The sequence below is a fragment of the Streptomyces sp. NPDC093018 genome (assembly GCF_040684035.1).
Lineage (GTDB): Bacteria > Actinomycetota > Actinomycetes > Streptomycetales > Streptomycetaceae > Streptomyces > Streptomyces murinus.
This window is the reverse complement of record NZ_JBFBFF010000002.1, coordinates 125,982-143,730: the sequence shown is the minus strand read 5'-3', so window position 1 is coordinate 143,730 and position 17,749 is coordinate 125,982. Positions and strand designations below refer to the sequence as shown.

Annotated in this window: 11 protein-coding genes; 3 read left to right on the top strand and 8 right to left on the bottom strand. The window is 74.0% G+C overall.

Annotated elements, in window-relative coordinates:
• Positions 1–4: 4 nt before the first annotated feature.
• Together AB0N90_RS04495 and AB0N90_RS04490 are read right to left on the bottom strand one after the other, a co-directional pair.
• Positions 5–3,631: a UvrD-helicase domain-containing protein gene (locus AB0N90_RS04495; RefSeq protein WP_365192961.1), complete on the bottom strand. Its 3,627-nt coding sequence runs from the start codon at positions 3,629–3,631 to the stop codon at positions 5–7.
• A 206-nt stretch (positions 3,632–3,837) separates the two neighbouring features.
• Positions 3,838–4,221: an MGMT family protein gene (locus tag AB0N90_RS04490; protein WP_361674853.1), complete on the bottom strand. Its 384-nt coding sequence runs from the start codon at positions 4,219–4,221 to the stop codon at positions 3,838–3,840.
• A gap of 186 nt (positions 4,222–4,407) precedes the next feature.
• On the opposite strand from AB0N90_RS04490, the gene AB0N90_RS04485 reads away from it, so the two are divergent.
• Both AB0N90_RS04485 and AB0N90_RS04480 read left to right on the top strand, forming a co-directional pair.
• On the top strand, positions 4,408–7,377 hold the full coding sequence (locus AB0N90_RS04485) for a lysylphosphatidylglycerol synthase domain-containing protein (RefSeq protein ID WP_365192959.1): 2,970 nt from the start codon (positions 4,408–4,410) through the stop codon (positions 7,375–7,377).
• Between the two features lie 260 nt (positions 7,378–7,637).
• The gene (locus tag AB0N90_RS04480; RefSeq protein WP_365192957.1) at positions 7,638–9,227 is read left to right on the top strand and encodes an alpha/beta hydrolase; all 1,590 of its coding nucleotides are present in this window, start codon (positions 7,638–7,640) and stop codon (positions 9,225–9,227) included.
• A gap of 69 nt (positions 9,228–9,296) precedes the next feature.
• Here AB0N90_RS04480 and AB0N90_RS04475 read toward each other — a convergent pair whose 3' ends face one another.
• Positions 9,297–10,271, bottom strand: coding sequence for an alpha/beta hydrolase (locus tag AB0N90_RS04475; protein ID WP_365192955.1), 975 nt, complete (start codon positions 10,269–10,271; stop codon positions 9,297–9,299).
• A 178-nt stretch (positions 10,272–10,449) separates the two neighbouring features.
• Between AB0N90_RS04475 and AB0N90_RS04470 the strand changes: the two genes are divergently transcribed.
• On the top strand, positions 10,450–10,917 hold the full coding sequence (locus tag AB0N90_RS04470) for a MarR family transcriptional regulator (protein WP_365192953.1): 468 nt from the start codon (positions 10,450–10,452) through the stop codon (positions 10,915–10,917).
• Positions 10,918–11,006: 89 nt separating this feature from the next.
• On the opposite strand, the gene moeZ is transcribed toward AB0N90_RS04470, so the two are convergent.
• The 5 genes from moeZ to AB0N90_RS04445 form a co-directional block, all read right to left on the bottom strand.
• Positions 11,007–12,185, bottom strand: coding sequence for an adenylyltransferase/sulfurtransferase MoeZ (moeZ, locus tag AB0N90_RS04465; RefSeq protein WP_365192951.1), 1,179 nt, complete (start codon positions 12,183–12,185; stop codon positions 11,007–11,009).
• A gap of 63 nt (positions 12,186–12,248) precedes the next feature.
• The gene (locus tag AB0N90_RS04460) at positions 12,249–13,016 is read right to left on the bottom strand and encodes a spherulation-specific family 4 protein (protein ID WP_365193579.1); all 768 of its coding nucleotides are present in this window, start codon (positions 13,014–13,016) and stop codon (positions 12,249–12,251) included.
• A 260-nt stretch (positions 13,017–13,276) separates the two neighbouring features.
• On the bottom strand, positions 13,277–14,236 hold the full coding sequence (locus AB0N90_RS04455) for an NAD-dependent epimerase/dehydratase family protein (RefSeq protein WP_361674867.1): 960 nt from the start codon (positions 14,234–14,236) through the stop codon (positions 13,277–13,279).
• A 112-nt stretch (positions 14,237–14,348) separates the two neighbouring features.
• Complete coding sequence (locus AB0N90_RS04450; RefSeq protein WP_365193577.1) at positions 14,349–15,485, bottom strand: hypothetical protein; 1,137 nt, start codon at positions 15,483–15,485, stop codon at positions 14,349–14,351.
• A gap of 446 nt (positions 15,486–15,931) precedes the next feature.
• The gene (locus tag AB0N90_RS04445; RefSeq protein WP_365192950.1) at positions 15,932–17,602 is read right to left on the bottom strand and encodes a DUF3492 domain-containing protein; all 1,671 of its coding nucleotides are present in this window, start codon (positions 17,600–17,602) and stop codon (positions 15,932–15,934) included.
• Positions 17,603–17,749 lie beyond the last annotated feature (147 nt).

Below are 17,749 nucleotides of genomic sequence, written 5' to 3'. Positions count from 1 at the left end.
TACGTCACTCCACCACGTGCCGCCCCTCGGGGCGTGCGCTGCAGGAGGCGCGGAAGGCGCAGTGGGCGCAGTGCTGGCCGGCGCTCGGGCCGAACCGCTCGTCCAGGACCTTTCCGGCGGCGGTGGCCAGCAGTTCGCCGACCCACTCCCCGGTGAGCGGCTCCTGGGTCTGCACCTTGGGCAGGGTCTCGCCGCCGTCGCGCTTGGCGGCGCCCTGCCTCAGATGCACCAGTTCGGCGCCGCCGGGCTCGGGGTGCTCCCCGTCGAAGGCGGTGTCGACGGCGCCCTCGCGCACGGCGAGCTGGTAGACGGCGAGCTGGGGGTGGCGCTCCACCTCGCGCGCGGTGGGCGCCTGTTTGCCGGTCTTGAAGTCGACCACGTAGGCGCGGCCCTCGGCGTCCGTCTCGACCCGGTCCATCTGGCCGCGGATACGGACCTGGTAGTCGCCCGCCTCCAGGGTGACGTCGAAGTCTTGCTCGCTGGCGACGGAGGTGCGGGTGGAGCGGTTCATCACGTGCCAGTTGAGAAAGCGTTCGAGTGCGGCGCGGGCGTTGTCCTTCTCCTGGCGTGACTTCCAGGGCGCGTCGAAGGCGAGCGCGTTCCACACCGAGTCCAGGCGCTCCATGAGGACGTCCAGGTCGGCCGGGGTGCGCCCGGAGGCGACCTCGTCGGCGAGGACATGGACGACATTGCCGAAGCCCTGGGCGGTGGTGGCGGGCGCGTCGGCCTTCACCTCGCGGCCCAGGAACCACTGGAGGGCGCAGGTGTTGGCGAGCTGGTCGAGGGCGCTGCCGGACAGCACGACGGGCTGGTCGCGGTGGCGCAGCGGCACCTTGCTCTCGGTCGGCTCGAACATGCCCCACCAGCGGGACGGATGGGCGGCCGGTACGAGGGGCCGGTCGTCCTCGTCGGTGAGCGCGGCGAGCCGGGCCAGACGGCGGGCGGCGGCCTCGCGCAGGGCGGGAGAGGCGTCCGGGTCGACGGTGGTGGCGCGCAGCTCGGCCACCAGCGCGGCGACGGCCAGCGGGCGGCGGGGGCGGCCGGTGACGTCCTTCGGCTCGACGCCCAGCTCGGTCAGGAACCGGGAGGGCTGGTCGCCGTCCTCGGCGGGTGCCTTCACGGCGGTGACGACCAGGCGGTCGCGCGCGCGGGTGGCGGCGGCGTAGAAGAGCCGGCGTTCCTCGGCGAGCAGCGCGCCCGGGGTGAGCGGTTCGGCGAGTCCGTCGCGGCCGATGCGGTCGGCCTCCAGGAGCGAGCCGCGGCGTCTGAGGTCCGGCCACAGGCCCTCCTGGACACCGGCGACGACGACCAGGCGCCATTCCAGGCCCTTGGCGCGGTGCGCGGTCATCAGGCGGACGGCGTCGGGCCGTACCGCGCGGCGGGTCAGTGTGTCGGCGGCGATGTCCTCGGCCTCGATCTCGGCCAGGAAGTTCAGTGCGCCGCGGCCGCCGGTGCGCTCCTCGGCGCGGGCGGCGGTGGCGAACAGGGCGCAGACGGCGTCCAGGTCCCGGTCGGCGTTACGGCCCGCCGCGCCGCCGCGCCGGGCGGCCCGCGCCAGACGGCCGGGCCAGGGCGTGCCGTTCCACAGGTCCCACAGCGCCTCCTCGGCGGTGCCGCCGTTCGCGAGGCGCTCGCGGGCCGTGCGCAGGAGCGCGCCGAGTCGCTGGGCGCCGCGGGCGTACGCCGGGTCGTGCACCGCCAGCCGCTCCGGCTCGGCGAGCGCCCGCGTGAGCAGCTCGTCGGAGGGCGGCGGCACCATGTTCCCGCCGGCCCGCTCCTCCTCCCGCAACGCCCGCCCCAGCCGCCGCAGATCGGCCGCGTCCATACCGGCGAGCGGCGAGCCGAGCAGGGTGAGCGCGGTCTCGGTGTCGAGCCAGCGGGGCGGCGCTGCGGGGTCGGCGGAATCCGGCGCGGGCCGCGCTGCGGGGTCGGCAGAATCCGGCGCGAGCGGCTCCGCGAGTTCCGGAGAGCCAGGCGCGGGCTCTTCCAGGTCCCGGCCCTCCGGGACCCGCTCCCTGGGCTCCCGGTCCCCCAGCTCTCGCTCCTCCAGCTCTCGCTCCTCCGGTTCCCGGCCCTCCGGTTCCCGGCCCTCCGACTCCCGGCCCTCCGACTCCCCGTCCTCCGGCTCTCGCTCCTCCAGCTCCCGGCCCTCCGGCTCTCGCCCCCCCGGCTCCCCGTCCTCCGGCTCTCGCTCCTCGCCGACCTGAGCCGCTTCCTCTGGCTCACCCCTCCCCAGCGCCTCCGCCCTCGCCACCGCGCGCAGTGCCGTCAGCAGGGGGGCCACCGCGGGCTCGTGGCGCAGGGGGAGGTCGTCGCCGTCGATGTCCAGGGGGACGCCCGCCGCGGTCAGGGCGCGGCGCAGGGTCGGCAGGGAGCGGGCGCCGGCGCGGACCAGGACGGCCATCTCGCGCCAGGGCAGGCCGTCCTCCAGGTGGGCGCGGCGCAGGATGTCCGCGATGTTGTCCAGCTCGGTGCCCGGGGTCGGATACGTGTAGACCTCGGCCCGGCCGCCGCCCCGGGCCGCGGCCGGCTCCCGGTGGGCGCGCACCTTGTCGGCGGGCAGCCGGGGCAGCGGCATCCGCTGGGTGATCAGCCGGGTCGCGGCCAGCAGGCGCGCGCCGGAGCGGCGGTTGGTGCGCAGCACCTGGACGGGCGCCGGTCCGCCGTCGGTGCGGGGGAAGGCCTCCGGGAAGCCGAGGATGCCGTTCACGTCGGCGCCCCGGAACGTGTAGATCGACTGGTCGGGGTCGCCGAGCGCGACCAGGGTGCGGCCGCCGCCGGCCAGCGCGTGCAGGAGTCGTACCTGGGCGGGGTCGGTGTCCTGGTACTCGTCCACGTACACCGCGTCGTACCGCGCGGCGAGGTCCGCGGCGATCTCGGGGCGGCGGGCGAGCAGGACCGCGCGGTGCACCAGCTCGGCGTAGTCGAGCACGCCCTGGAGGTCGAGCACGTCGAGGTACTCGGCGAGGAACGCGGCGGCCGCGCGCCAGTCGGGGCGGCCGATACGGCGGGCGAACGCGTCCAGGGCGCCCGGCGCGAGCCCCAGCTCACGGCTGCGGGCGAGGACGGCGCGGACCTCGTCGGCGAAGCCGCGCGTGGTCAGACAGGCGCGCAGCTCGTCCGGCCAGCGCACATGGGTCAGCCCCAGCCGCTCCAGCTCGGGCTGCCCGGCCAGCAGCTCGCGGACGGTGACGTCCTGCTCGGGGCCGGAGAGCAGCCGCAGCGGCTCGACGAACAGCCCGCTGTCCTGGTGGGCGCGGACCAGGGCGTAGCTGTACGAGTGGAAGGTGGTCGCCCGGGGCGCGCGGGCCGCGCCGATGCGCAGGGCCATCCGGTCGCGCAGGTCGACGGCGGCCCGGCGGCTGAACGTGAGCACCAGGATGCGCTCGGGGTCGGCGCCCCGGGCGATCCGCGCGGCCACCGACTCGACCAGGGTGGTCGTCTTTCCGGTGCCGGGCCCCGCGAGCACGAGCAGGGGCCCGGTGCGGTGGTCAACCACGGCGCGCTGGGCGGCGTCCAGAACAGGAGGAGCCGTCCGGGACGGCGGGGTGCGGACCAGGCGGTAAGCGCCACGGCTCCCCCGCCGCGCCTCGGGGTGCGGCGGGTGTCCGGTGGAGAAAGAGGAGCTCACGTGGTTGGCCGGTCCTGGTGGTCGTACTGCTGGTCGTGCGGGCGAGCGGGCGGTCGCGCGCGCGGGGCGGTGAGCTCCGGGTGAGGTGCGCACGGGCCGCCGGCGCGATACCGCCGACTCTCGAACGTACGGCATGCCACGGACGTCCCGGGTGTCACCCGTGCGGAGTACAGGTTGCCGCCGACCGCCTCCGATGGCGGAAGCTGTCAGGTGTGACCCGCGTCCGCACCGCCGTCCCACCGGGCCCGCCGCATGTCGAGCCGCGGCAGGTGACCCTCGGCACTCCTGCCCGCCTCGCGCAGCGGTGTGCCCTCGGCGCGGTAGTGCCCGAGCGCGCGCAGTTCGTGGCCGGGCAGCAGCACCCCGTCGGAGCGTACGACGCGCCACCACGGCACGGCGCCGCCGTACAGGGACATCACCCGGCCGACCTGGCGCGGGCCGCCCTCCTCCAGCCACTCGGCGACATCGCCGTACGTCATGACCCGTCCCGGCGGGATCAGCTCGGCGACCTCGAGGACCCGCTCGGCGTACTCGGGCAGGTCGTCCGGGTGCGTCTCGCGGGGCTCCGCGCCGGGGCTCTGCTCGCTCATCCGCCCCATCCTGCCGCACCCCGCCGACATCGTGGAGCCCGGTGGAGCGAACGTTCCTCTCGCCCCGGGGCGGCGCTTCCGGCAGACTGTGCGACCGCACATCCGCACCCTGGCGCCCGCGTGTGTCGGTGGGACATGCCACCATCGTGCGGGCGGTGACCGGTGATACGAGACCAAGAAGAGATCATGAAACAGCAGGGAGTGCACCCCGAGGGCGGGTCGGGCACCCCTGACGCCGGCGCACGCCCGAAGACCGGCCGTACGGGCGAGGGCGGCCAGGACGCCCACCGGGATCCGCACCCCGCGGACACGGAACGCACCGAGGCGGAACGCACCGAGGGGGCGCACATCCCGCAGAACCCGCCGACCGACCGGAGCGGCTCCACAGGCGACGCGGACGACGGCGATCCGCACACGGATCCCGGCGCCGGCCACCCGGACCCGGACCACCCGGATCCAGACCACCCGAACTCGGACCACCCGGATCCGGACCACCCGGACTCGGATCACCCGGATCCGGTGGAGGGCGACGAGCCGCTGCTCCCGGCCCGGGTGCACCGGCCCTCCGATCTGATGCGGCTCCTGGTCGGCCTGCTCGCCATCGTGGTGCTGCTGGCCGTCGCCGCGTTCGCGCACGGCACCACCTCGGGCCTCGAACAGGACATCAACAAGGGCACCGGCCAGGCCCCCGATCTGCTGATCAGATTCGCGGGGCTGGCGTCCAGCATCGCGATCCTGCTGGTCCCGGTCGCCTTCGCGATCGAACGGCTGATCAAACGGGACGGGCTGCGCATCGCCGACGGCGTCCTGGCCGCCGTCCTCGCGCACGGCGTGACGCTCGCCACCGACCTGTGGGTCGCGCGGGCCGCGCCGGGCTCGATCCAGGACGCGCTGACCCAGCCCTCGCCGGTCGACGTACACGCCCTGACCGACCCCGTGCACGGCTATCTGGCGCCCGTCATCGCCTATATGACGGCCGTCGGCATGTCCCGCAGACCCCGCTGGCGCTCGGTGCTGTGGATCGTGCTGCTGCTCGACGCGTTCTCCATGCTGGTCACCGGCTACACGACCGCCTTCTCCATCGTCCTGACGGTACTGATCGGCTGGTCGGTGGCCTACGGCACGCTGTACGCGGTCGGCTCGCCCAATGTCCGCCCCACCGGCCAGACCCTGCTGGCGGGCCTGCGGCACGTCGGCTTCCGCCCGGTCGGCGCGGCCCGCGAGGAGGTCGTGGAGAGCGAGAACGGCGACCGGGGCCGGCGCTACTTCGTCACCCTGGAGGACGGCCCGCCGCTGGACGTCACGGTCGTGGACCGGGAACAGCAGGCCCAGGGCTTCTTCTACCGGGCGTGGCGCAACCTCACCCTGCGCGGCTTCGCCACCCGCTCCAGCCTCCAGTCGCTGCGCCAGGCGCTGGAGCAGGAGGCGCTGCTGGCCTACGCGGCGATCGCGGCGGGCGCCAACGCGCCGAAGCTGATCGCCACCTCCGAGCTGGGCCCGGACGCGGTGATGCTGGTCTACGAGCACACCGGCGGGCGCACCCTGGACGCGCTGGCGGACGAGGAGATCACCGACGATCTGCTGCGCAGCACCTGGTCACAGGTGCGCGCGCTCCAGTCGCGGCGCATCGCGCACCGCAGGCTGGCCGGGGACGCGATCCTGGTGGGCCGGTCCGGCGAGGTGATCCTGGCCGAGCTGCGCGGCGGCGAGATCGCGGCCGGTGAGCTGCTGCTGCGCATGGACGTCGCCCAGCTGCTGACCACGCTGGGCCTGCGGGTCGGCGCGGAGCGCGCGGTGGCCTCGGCGGTCGAGGTGCTCGGGCCCGACGCGGTGGCCGACTGCCTGCCGATGCTCCAGCCGATCGCGCTCACCCGTTCCACCCGCAACACCCTGCGCCGACTGGGCCGCGAACGTGCCCAGCGGGAGCGGGAGGCGGTCCTGGAGGCGTCCCACCAGGCCAAGCTGGCCCGGCTGCGGGAGGCCGCGGAGGCGAACGGGACGACCCTCGCCGAGGGCGCCGACGCCGATGAGCAGCTCGACAAGCTCAACGAACTCGACAAGTCCGACAAGCCGAACAAGAAGGTCGTACGAGCGGAGCAGCGGGCCGAGCGGCGGGCGATCGACGAGGCCATAGAGGAAGCCCGCGAGGAGGATCTGCTCACCCAGATCCGGCACCAGGTGCTGCGGATCAGGCCGCAGGCCCCGGTGCAGCCCGCCCGCCTGGAGCGGGTGCGGCCGCGCACGCTGATCAGCTTCATCGCCGGCGCGATCGGCGCGTACTTCCTGCTGACGCAGCTCACCCATATCCAGTTCGGCACGCTGTTCTCGCAGGCCCAGTGGGGCTGGGTGATCGCGGCGGCGCTGTTCTCGGCGCTCAGCTATGTGGCGGCCGCGATGTCGCTGCTGGGCTTCGTGCCGGAGCGGGTGCCGTTCCCGCGGACGGTGGCGGCGCAGGTCGCCGGTTCCTTCGTGAAGATCGTGGCGCCCGCGGCGGTCGGCGGGGTGGCGCTGAACACGCGCTTCCTCCAGCGCGCGGGCGTGCGCCCAGGGCTCGCGGTGGCGAGCGTCGGCGCCTCGCAGCTGTTCGGGCTCGGCTGCCACATCCTGATGCTGCTGTCCTTCGGCTATCTGACCGGCACCGAGAAGACGCCGTCGCTGTCGCCGTCCCGGACCGTGATCGCGGGTCTGCTGACCGTCGCGGTGCTGGTGCTGGTGGTGACCTCGGTGCCGTTCCTGCGGAAGTTCGTGGTCACCCGGGTCAGGTCGCTGTTCGCCGGGGTCGTGCCGCGCATGCTCGATGTGCTCCAGCGGCCGCAGAAGCTGGTCACCGGCATCGGCGGCATGCTGCTGCTGACCGCGTGCAACGTGATGTGCCTCGACGCCGCCGTGCGCGCCTTCGGCCACGGCATGACCACGCTGAGCATCGCCAGCGTCGCGGTCGTCTTCCTGGCCGGCAACGCGCTCGGCTCGGCCGCGCCGACCCCCGGTGGCGTCGGCGCGATCGAGGCGAGCCTCACCCTCGGTCTGATCGCCTTCGGCCTGCCCAAGGAGGTCGCGGCCCCCGCCGTCCTGCTGTTCCGGCTGATGACGCTGTGGCTGCCGGTGCTGCCGGGGTGGCTGGCGTTCAATCACCTGTCCCGTAAGGGAGCCCTGTAGGTCCGCGGCCGGCCCTTCGGGGAGCCCTGTAGGTCACTGGCCGGCCCTTCGGGGGCCCTGTAAGTTCCCGGCCGACCCTTCGGGGAACCCCGTAGGTCCCCCGGCCGACCCTCCGGGGGATCGCCGCGGGGACCTCGCCGGAGCCTCACCGGGGGCTTGCGGGGGCTTACCGGGGGCTTGCGGGGGCGACCCCGTGAATGTCGTACCTCGTACGGACCGTGCCCCGCGCGGCCCGGCGTGCGGGCCCGCAGGATGGGGACATGGCCTCTCCCTCCCGGCTGCGAGCCGCCGCTCTCCCCTGGCCGCGTACCACCGCCCTGACGACGGCCGCCGTGCTGCTGGCCGCCCTGCTGGCCGGTTGCGGCGACGACGATGTCAGCACCGGCGCCACCGCGTCCCTCGCGTCCCTGACGACGCAGACGCTGGACTGGACGGCCTGCCCGGCCCCGGACGAGGCGGAGGGCGGCGGAACCGCACCGTCCCCGCTGCCGAACGGCGCCACCTGGGAGTGCGCCACCATGCGGGCGCCCCTGGACTGGAGCAGGCCGGGGGGATCCACCATCGGCATCTCCCTGATCCGGGCCAAGGCCAGCGGGCCCGCGAGCGAGCGGATCGGCTCGCTCATCTTCAACTTCGGCGGCCCCGGCGGCAGCGGCGTCACCGCGCTGCCCGCGTTCGCCCAGGACTACGCGACCCTGCGCACCCGCTACGACCTGGTCAGCTTCGATCCACGCGGGGTGGGCCGCAGCGCGCCGGTGACCTGCAAGACCGACGCCCAGCTGGACACGTTCTTCCAGCAGGACGCGACCCCGGACAACGCCACCGAGCGCACCCAACTCGTCCAGCGCACCCGGAACTTCAACACCGGCTGCGAGAACAGGTCCGGGGAGGTGCTGCCGCATGTGCGCACCACCGACGCGGCCCGTGACATCGATCTGATGCGGCGGGTGCTCGGCGACTCCAAGCTGCACTACTTCGGCATCTCGTACGGCACCCAACTCGGCGGTGTATACGCCCACTTGTTCCCCACCCATGTCGGACGGGCCGTGTTCGACGGGGTGGTGGACCCCACGCAGAACCCCGAGCAGAGCGCGCTCGGCCAGGCGAAGGGCTTCCAGCTGGCGCTCGGCAACTTCGCCGAGGACTGCGTCTCCAAGCCGGAGGGCTGTCCGCTCGGGGACACCCGGCAGGACGTCGAGAACCGCATCGCGAAACTCCTGGCCGACCTGGACAAGAAGCCGATCCCGGGGATCGCCCCGCGCCTGCTCACCCAGACCGCGGCGACCAACGGCATCGCCCAGTCCCTGTACTCCAAGGACTTCTGGGAGTACCTCACCGAGGGCCTTGAGCAGGCGTACGACGGTGACGGCAAGGTGCTGATGGTGCTGTCCGACGCGATGAACGGCCGGGACGAGAACGGCCACTACAGCAACATCACCTCGGCGAACGTGGCCATCAACTGCGCCGACGAGAAGCCCCGTTACACCGTCGCCGACGTCCAGCGCGTGCTCCCCGAGTTCCGTGCCGCCTCGCCGCTGTTCGGGGACTTCCTCGCCTGGGGCATGATCGGCTGCACCGACTGGGCCGTGCCGGGCGCCGCCTATCACCCCGATGTCAGCGCCCCCGGTTCGGCGCCGATCCTGGTCGTCGGCAACACGGGCGACCCGGCCACCCCCTACGAGGGCGCGCGGCGGATGGCGGAGGCGCTCGGCACGAACGTCGGCGTCCAGCTGACCTTCAAGGGCCAGGGGCACGGCGCGTACGACAGCAAGGACCCCTGTGTGCAGAGCAAGGTGAACGCGTACCTGCTCAACGGGACGATCCCGAAGGCGGGTTCGGTCTGCGGCTGAGCCGCGTGAGCGAACCGGCCCGGACGGGGGAACCCGTCCGGGCCGGACGCCGGACCCGGCCCCGCCGGGTCACACCGTGCCGAGCGCGGTGCGCAGCACGGCGACGGCCTGGGCGATGGCGGCCCCGGCGGCATGGGTTTCGCGCAGCGCGTCGAGCATCACGAAGTCGTGGATGATGCCCTGGTAGCGCACGGCGGTCACCGGCACCCCGGCGGCCCGGAGCCCGGCGGCGTAGGCCTCGCCCTCGTCCCGCAGCACATCGGCCTCACCGGTGATGACCAGCGCCGGGGGCAGTCCGGTGAGCTGCTCGGTGGTGGCGCGCAGCGGCGACGCGGTGATCTCGGCACGCTGCTTCTCGTCGGTCGTGTACTGGTCCCAGAACCATCGCATGGCGTCGCGGCGCAGGAAGTAGCCCTCGGCGAACTGGTGGTACGACGGGGTGTCGAAGGACGCGTCGGTGACCGGGTAGAACAGCACTTGCTGGAGCAGCGGGACGTCGCCGCGCTCCTTGGCCATCAGGGTGAGCGCGGCCGCCATGTTGCCGCCGACCGAGTCACCGGCGACCGCGATCCGGGCGGCGTCCAGGCCGTGGGCCGCGCCCTCGCGGACGATCCACTGGGCGACGGCGTAGTTCTGCTCGATCGCGACCGGGTAGCGGGCCTCGGGCGAGAGGTCGTACTCGGGGAAGACGACGGCCGCGCGGACACCGACGGCCAGTTCGCGGACCAGGCGGTCATGGGTGTGGGCGTTGCCGAACACCCAGCCGGCGCCGTGGATGTAGACGATCACCGGGAGGGTGCCGGTGGCTCCGGCCGGGCGGACGATCCGGGCGCGGACGGAACCGGTGGGGCCGCCCTGCACATTCACCCACTCCTCGTCGACGGCCGGCTTCTCGATCTCCCCGGACTGCACCTCGTCGACGGCCTTGCGGCCCTCGACCGGACCGAGGTCGAAGAGGTACGGCGGGTTCGCGGTGGCCTCGGCGAAGGCGGCGGCGGCCGGCTCCAGCACCGGACGGGCGGCGGTCTCGGACGTCTCGGACATGAGGAACTCCTCGGTGTCGTGCCGGTGGTCGGATCGACCGTCCGGCGGGTACGAGAGAAAGGTACCGCTCGACTTAGTTGTGTGCAACTAAGTTGTGCACGATCTAATCGCGGCCGCTGAATCGCTGCTAAAATCGGACTTTTCACGCACTCGCATCGAGAGAGGGAGGGCCGCAGTCATGGACCGGGCCGCGCATCCCGAGCCGGTAGCACCCGCACCGGGCTCGCTCCTGCTCCAGGACCAGCTGTGCTTCGCCCTGTACGCCGCCTCGCGCGCGGTCACCGCGCGCTACCGGCCGCTGCTGGACGAGCTGGGCCTGACCTATCCGCAGTACCTGGTGATGCTGACCCTCTGGGAGCGGGACGGGCTTTCCGTGCGCGAACTGGGCGGCGCGCTCCAGCTGGAGTCCAGCACGCTCTCCCCGCTGCTCAAGCGCCTGGAGGCGGCCGGCCTCGTCCGGCGCGAGCGCCGCCCCGACGACGAGCGCTCCGTCACCGTCCGGCTCACCGGGTCCGGCACCGCCCTGCGCGAGCGGGCCCGCGCGGTCCCCCCGGCCATCGGCGACGCCATGGGCCTCACCCCCGAGCAGGACGCCACGGCCAAACAGCTGCTCCGGTTGCTGACGGCGAACGTGGCGGCCGAATAACCGGCCGACGCCGGCCGACACGGAAGAAGCCCGCGGCCCTGAACAACTCGGTTCAGGGCCGCGGGCTTCTCGACGAAGGAGGGCGTCGGTCAGTAGACCGGCTTGTGCGGCTCGATCTGGTTGACCCAGCCGATGACGCCGCCGCCGACATGGACGGCGTCGGAGAAGCCCGCGGACTTCAGGACCGCGAGGACTTCCGCACTGCGGACACCCGTCTTGCAGTGCAAGACGATCCGCTTGTCCTGGGGCAGCGACTCCAGGGCGGTGCCCATGAGGAACTCGTTCTTCGGGATCAGCGTGGCGCCCGGGATGGAGACGATCTCGTACTCGTTCGGCTCGCGGACGTCGATGATCTCGATGTTCTCGCCGTCGTCGATCCACTCCTTGAGCTGCTTGGGAGTGATCGTCGAACCGGCCGCCGCCTCCTGGGCCTCCTCGGAGACGACGCCGCAGAAGGCCTCGTAGTCGATCAGCTCGGTGACGGTCGGATTCTCGCCGCAGACCGCGCAGTCCGGGTCCTTGCGGATCTTGACCTGGCGGTACTGCATCTCCAGCGCGTCGTAGATCATCAGCCGGCCGACCAGCGGGTCGCCGATGCCCGCGAGCAGCTTGATGGCCTCGTTGACCTGGATGGAGCCGATCGACGCGCACAGCACGCCGAGCACGCCGCCCTCGGCGCAGGAGGGGACCATGCCGGGGGGCGGGGGCTCCGGGTAGAGGCAGCGGTAGCAGGGGCCGTGCTCGGACCAGAAGACCGAGGCCTGGCCGTCGAAGCGGTAGATGGAACCCCAGATGTACGGCTTGTTCAGCAGCACACAGGCGTCGTTGACCAGGTACCGGGTGGCGAAGTTGTCCGTGCCGTCCACGATCAGGTCGTACTGGCTGAAGATGTCCATCACGTTCTCGGCTTCGAGCCGCTCCTCGTGAAGGACCACGTTCACATAAGGGTTGATGCCCTTGACGGTGTCGCGCGCGGACTCGGCCTTGGAGCGGCCGATGTCGGCCTGGCTGTGGATGATCTGGCGCTGCAGGTTCGACTCGTCGACCTCGTCGAACTCCACGATGCCGAGCGTGCCGACGCCCGCCGCGGCCAGGTACATCAGCGCGGGCGAGCCCAAGCCGCCGGCGCCCACGCACAGCACCTTGGCGTTCTTCAGCCGCTTCTGCCCGTCCATGCCCACATCGGGGATGATCAGGTGGCGGGAGTACCTGCGGACCTCGTCTACGGTGAGCTCGGAAGCCGGCTCGACCAGGGGTGGCAGCGACACGGGGACTCCGTTGGTCGGTCAATCACTACGTTTGTTCTTGTGGTAACACTGCCACGCCCTTCTTCATTCCGAGACACCTGTTCCGAGGCGCGAGACGATTTCGTCCCAGTAGCCGGGCATCGCCTCCCAGGGGTCCCCGGAAGCACGGCCTGCGGTGCGGTCCGTGAAGTAGATCGTGGCCGCGCCCTGCCAGCGCGCGACGCGCAGCGCCTCCTCCAGATGCCCGCGCGGCACACCGTGCACGAAGTGGCAGAACCGCTCGGGCGGATGGTCGGCCGTCCACTCCGCGACCTGCGACCAGCGGTAGTCGGACCAGGAGCCGGAGAAGGTCACCAGCTGGTCGGCGTGCTCCGCGTAGCCCGGGTGCGGGTGGGTGCCGTGGCCGAGGACGAGATGGGCGGTGTCGGTGATCGCCCGCAGATCACCGAGCACCCGGCGGACCCCGTCGAGTTCGCCGCGGTCGAGGGGGCAGCGGTCGAGGAGGAAGCCGTCGACCCGGTACCAGTCGAGGTAGCGGTGGGCGTCGCGGAGCAGGTCGGCGCGGGCGCGGACGCCCCGCGCGAGGTCGAGGCGGCCGAGGACCCGCACCCCGGCATGGTGCAGCGGGTCCGCCGCGGCCAGGCAGTGCGGGTCGGGGCGGGCGCCGGGGCCGCCGGCCACGTCGAGCGCCACCCAGTCCAGCGGGGTGCCGGGGCGGGCGAGCGCGGCCCACTGGGCGGGGGCGACGAGGGGGTGGGCGAAGCCGGGGACGCCGAGCGCGGTGCGTACGGCGGTGCCGACGGCGCTCCCGGTCGCTCCGGAGGTGCCCCGGGGGGTGCCGGACGCTCCGATCGCACCCCGGAGGGTGCCGGACGCTCCGGTCGCGTCCCCGAGAGTGCCGGTCACCCCGGCCCCGCCCCCGAGAGTGCCGGTCACACCGGACGCGCCCCCGAGAGTGCCGGACGCTCCGGTGGCGCCGCCAAGAGTGCCAGACGCGTCGGTCGCGCCCCCGAGAGTGCCGGTCACACCGGACGGGCTCCCGAGAATGCCGGTCACCCCGGCCCCGCCCCCGAGAATGCCGGACGCTCCGGTGGCGCCGCCGGTGGTGCTGGTCAGATGCGGCACGCCGCCTCCATCCAGATGTCGGCCAGGGACTCCTCCAGGTTGATGCGCGGCCGCCAGCCGAGCCGGTCGCGCGCGGTGCGCACATCGGCCTGCTGCCAGCTGCCGCAGCCGTCCGGGTAGGGGAACGCGGCCGGGGACGTGTGCTCCGTCTCGGTCCGGGGGTGGCCGAGGCCGCCGCGCAACGCGCCGGGCGGGGCGTCGAGTTCGTGCAGCGCGCCGCCGTATCCGGCCACGCGGGCGAGGGTCCCGGCGGCGTCCCGCAGCCGTACGGCACGGCCCGAGCCGATGTTGATCACACCCTGTGCGGCGGAGAGCGAGGCGGCGTGCACGGCGCGGGCGACATCGCGGACGTCCACGAAGTCGCGCTGCACACCGAGTCCGGCGAGCTTCAGCTCTCCGTCGCCCGACTGCATCGCGCGGCGCATCGCCTCGGCGAGCCGGCCGAGCGGGGAGCCGGCCGGGGTGCCGGGTCCGCAGGGCGAGAAGACGCGCAGCACCACGGCGTCCAGGCCGGAGCCGAGGACGAGTTCGGTGGCGGCGAGCTTGCTGACGCCGTAGGGCCCGCCGGGGCGCGGTACGGCGTCCTCGGCCGTGGACGAGCCGGGCTGGCTGGGCCCGTACTCCGCGCCGCAGCCGATCTGCACCAGCCGCGCACCGCAGCCGCTGCGCCGCAGCGCCTCGCACACGGTGGCCACCGCGACGGTGTTGTGCCGGGTCAGCTCCCGGGCGCCGCCGCGGGTGGCGCCGGCGCAGTTGATGACGACCCCGGGGTGCACCGCTCCCAGGAACCGGGTGAGCGCGCCGGGGCTGCCGGTGGCGAGATCGAACCGGACGTCCGCGTCGTCGCCCCGCCCGAGCGCGGTGAGCTGTACGGCGGGGTCGGCGAGCAGCCGCTCGGCGACGAACCGGCCGAGGTAACCATTGGCGCCGATCAGCAGGACCCTCATCGGACGGCTCCCTGGGCGAGGGGTTCGGGGGCTCCCTGGTGGGAGGTGGACATCTGGAGGTCTCCTTCAACGGGGTGGTGCTGTTCGTTCAGGGGGCGGCGCGAGCCGGCGCTCACTCGGGTGCTCCGGTGGGTGCGTGGGCGGAGGCACGGGTGAGGGTGCGACCGGCGTGCAGCAGCAGGGCCAGGGCGGCGGTGCCGCAGGCGAGGGCCGGTACGGCGGGCTCGCCCAGGGCGTCCGTGAGGGTCCGGACGGGCCGCGCGAGCAGATGGCAGTGGGGCAGCCGCCCGGCGAGAGGCAGCGCGAGGGCCACCGCCTCGGTGACCGCGGCGGCGCCGAGGACCAGGGCGGGGGCGCGCCGGTGCCGGTGCGCGATGAGCAGGCGGGCGAGCAGGAGCAGGGCGCCGAGGGTGAGCGCCTGCGGGAGGGCCGCGGGTTCGCCGAGGACCTTTCCGCACGCCAGGAGGAGCGCGGCGAGCGCGCCGAGGAACAGGGCGACGATGCCGAGCAGCAGGGGGCGCGCGGCGGCCGTGAAGTCTTCGAGGCCCCGGCTGCCGGCCAGTCGGCGCCGGGCGCCCACGGCGAGGAGGTGCGCACACCAGGCCGCCGGCGCGAGGGCCAGGGTGAGGGCGAGCACGGGCGCGGTGGCGGTGGGCCATTCGCCGCCGGGTGCGCCGTCGGGCAGGGTGTCGGGGCCGCCGGTGAGCACGTCGTGCAGCAGGCCGTCGCCGAACAGCGCGTATCCGAGCAGCCAGAGGGTCCATGCGAGGAGGGATCCCTGCCAGGGGCGGGGCCGACGGGGTCCGGTGCGCACGGCCAGGGGGCCGCTGCGCAGCGCCGCGCGGGTCGCGAGGGCCATGACGACGATCCCGGCCGTGGCGACGAGCAGCCGCGGCTGCCCCTGGGTGATCCGCGTCCCGGCCGCGGTGGCCGCCGCGGCGACCCCGGGCAGCAGGCTCGTCAGCGCCCACGCCGCCCTGATCCGGGGCGCGGGCAGGGCAGGTTTCGGCTCCGTCCGGGGCTCTCCGGTCCGCGGCACGCGCGCGTACAACTCCTCCGCCAGCGAGAAGACGTCCCGGTGCCGAAACCGCGCCGCCGTCCGGTCGGTGATCCCCTGCGCCTCCAGCCCGGCCGCGATCTCCAGGGCGTCGACGGCCTGCTCGCACAGGTCACGGTGCCGGTGGAGCAACGCCTTGACGGGGTCACCGGAGGGGCGGCGGGGGGCGGCCTTGCGGTCGGGGACGGGCATGGGGGCCGGTGGCCGGCTCGCGGGCGCGGGCGCCTCGTTGACGGGGGCCACGAATGTACGAGGCTCACCGGCACGTGTACGAGGCTCACCCGCACGCGACTTGGAGAGGACCACCCCGGAACCGGCGGGCGCGGGCACTGAACGAGAGGCGATCGAGACGTCCGGCCAGCTCGCGGAGGCCTCGCCCGAGCGCGGCCCACCGGCAGGCGAATGCGCGGGTGGCGCCGCGGCACCGCGCACGGACCCGAAGGCCACCGGGTTGTGCGGCCGACTCGCCTCGCCCCCAGCGCCCGCCCCGGTCGGCGTCTCCGGCCGCTCCCCCGGTCCCGAAGCCGCTCCTCCGGTCGAGGTCCACTCCCCCGTTCCCGAAGCCGCTCCGGTCGAGGTCCACTCCCCCGGCCCCGAATCCCACGGCACCCCGCCACTCGGCATTCTCGGTGTGTCGCTCATCGGGCGGGCTCCGTGGTCGGGAGGGCCCAGGTGGGGGTGGCGGGCCAGTGGGCGGGGACGTGGGACTCGGCGGGGGCGGCGAAGGGCAGCGGGGCGCCGGACGCGTCGAGGAGGTCGCGGCGGACCGGGCAGTGCGAGACGATCTCCAGGTAAATGCCGTGAAACGCCGCGATGTTCTGCTCGACGGTGAACAGCTCCAGCGCCCGGGCACGCGCGGCCGCACCGAGCCGCGCACGGCGCTCGGGGTCGCGCAGCAGCGCCAGGCACGCATCGGCGAGCGCCCGCGGATTGCGCGGGGGCACGACCAGTCCCGTACCGCCGATCACCTCGACCACCGCGCCCGCGTCCGTCGACACGGTCGCCCGGCCGCAGAGCATGGCCTCGATGAGCCCGGTCGGGAATCCCTCCACCACGCTGGAGAGCACGACGACGGCACCGGAGGCGTACACCTCGGGCAGTGTGGGGGCGTCCGGGCTGCCGATCTCGTCGAAGGAGACCGGGTTGCAGCCGACCGCGTGCGCCCCCGCCGCCTCGTCCGGGAAGAGCTGGGCCGCGAGCGCCCGGCAGTGCCCGAGGTACGCCGTGCCCTCGGGTCCGCACGGCGAACCGACGATGCGCAGCCGGGCCCCGGGCTCCCGCCTGCGCACCTCCGCGAAGGCGTGCAGCAGGGCGACGAGATCCTTGGCGGGTTCGACGCGCCCGACCCAGACCAGGGTGTCCGGGTCCGCGCGGTCCGGTGACTCGCCGGCCTCGGTGAAGCCGTCGGCCGCCATGCCCGGGTACACGGTGCGGATCCTGGCCCGGTCCGCCCCGCACCGCTCCTGCCAGCGGCGGGCGTGCGCGTTGCCCGGGGTGAGGATCTCGGCGCGCCGGTAGATCTCGGTGGCGAGCCGCCCGTGGAACGCGGCGAGCAGGGCCCGTACCGCGGGCGCCGCCCCGGGCCCTTGGCCCAGGTAGTGGGCGCGCAGATGGACGCCGTACTCGGTGACCAGCAGCGGCACCCCGCAGAAGTGCCGGGCGAGCAGCCCGGGGAGGGCGGCGGGGCCGCCGGACGTGGCATGGCAGAGGTCGGCCGCGCCGAGCGCGTCCTCGCCGTACCAGTCGAGGGAGAGGGGGCGCAGGGCGCGTTCGAGGTGACCGGTGACGGTGAGCAGATCGGCCACGCGCGCCTCGCGCGCCGTGCGCGGCGCACCGGGCGCGCGGCAGGCGCGCTCCAGGGTGCGGACGCCGAGGTCGGAGCGGAGCGCCGCGCCGAGTCCGCCCTCCTCGCGGGCGAGTTCGGCGAGCCCGTACAGGGCGTTGGCGAAACGGTCCGCCACGGCGCCGGAGGCGCTGTGGTCGGCGGCCGTACCGCCTCCGCCGCCGTCCGCCACCGCGCACACCGCGGCGGCCAGTTCGCCGTAGTGCTCGGTGAAGCGCCGGCGCGCGCGCCGTCCGTACCCGACCGCCCCGCCGTCGCCCTCGGCCGTCCACAGCGATGCCGTACGGACCCGGGTCACCTGGGGCGGGAGCGGGAGCAGGCCCTGTTCCTCCTGGTGCCTGCTGCGGCTGAGCGCGTAGAGGTCGAACTCGTGCTGCCCGAGCCCGCGCACCAGCCGGTCGCACCAGAGGCCGGCGTCACCGCCCGCATACGGATAGCCGCCTTCTGTCAGCAGTCCCGTGCGCACGCGTGCACCCCCGATCTTCCTTCTGGTCGGCCGCCGTTGGTCCCGGCGGCTCACAGCGGGACGAACGTAAGCGGACAAGAGGGTGGCGGGGGGGGGGGGCGTGCCGCGCGGGCCGCGCACGGGGGGCGAAGAGACACAAAAAAGGTA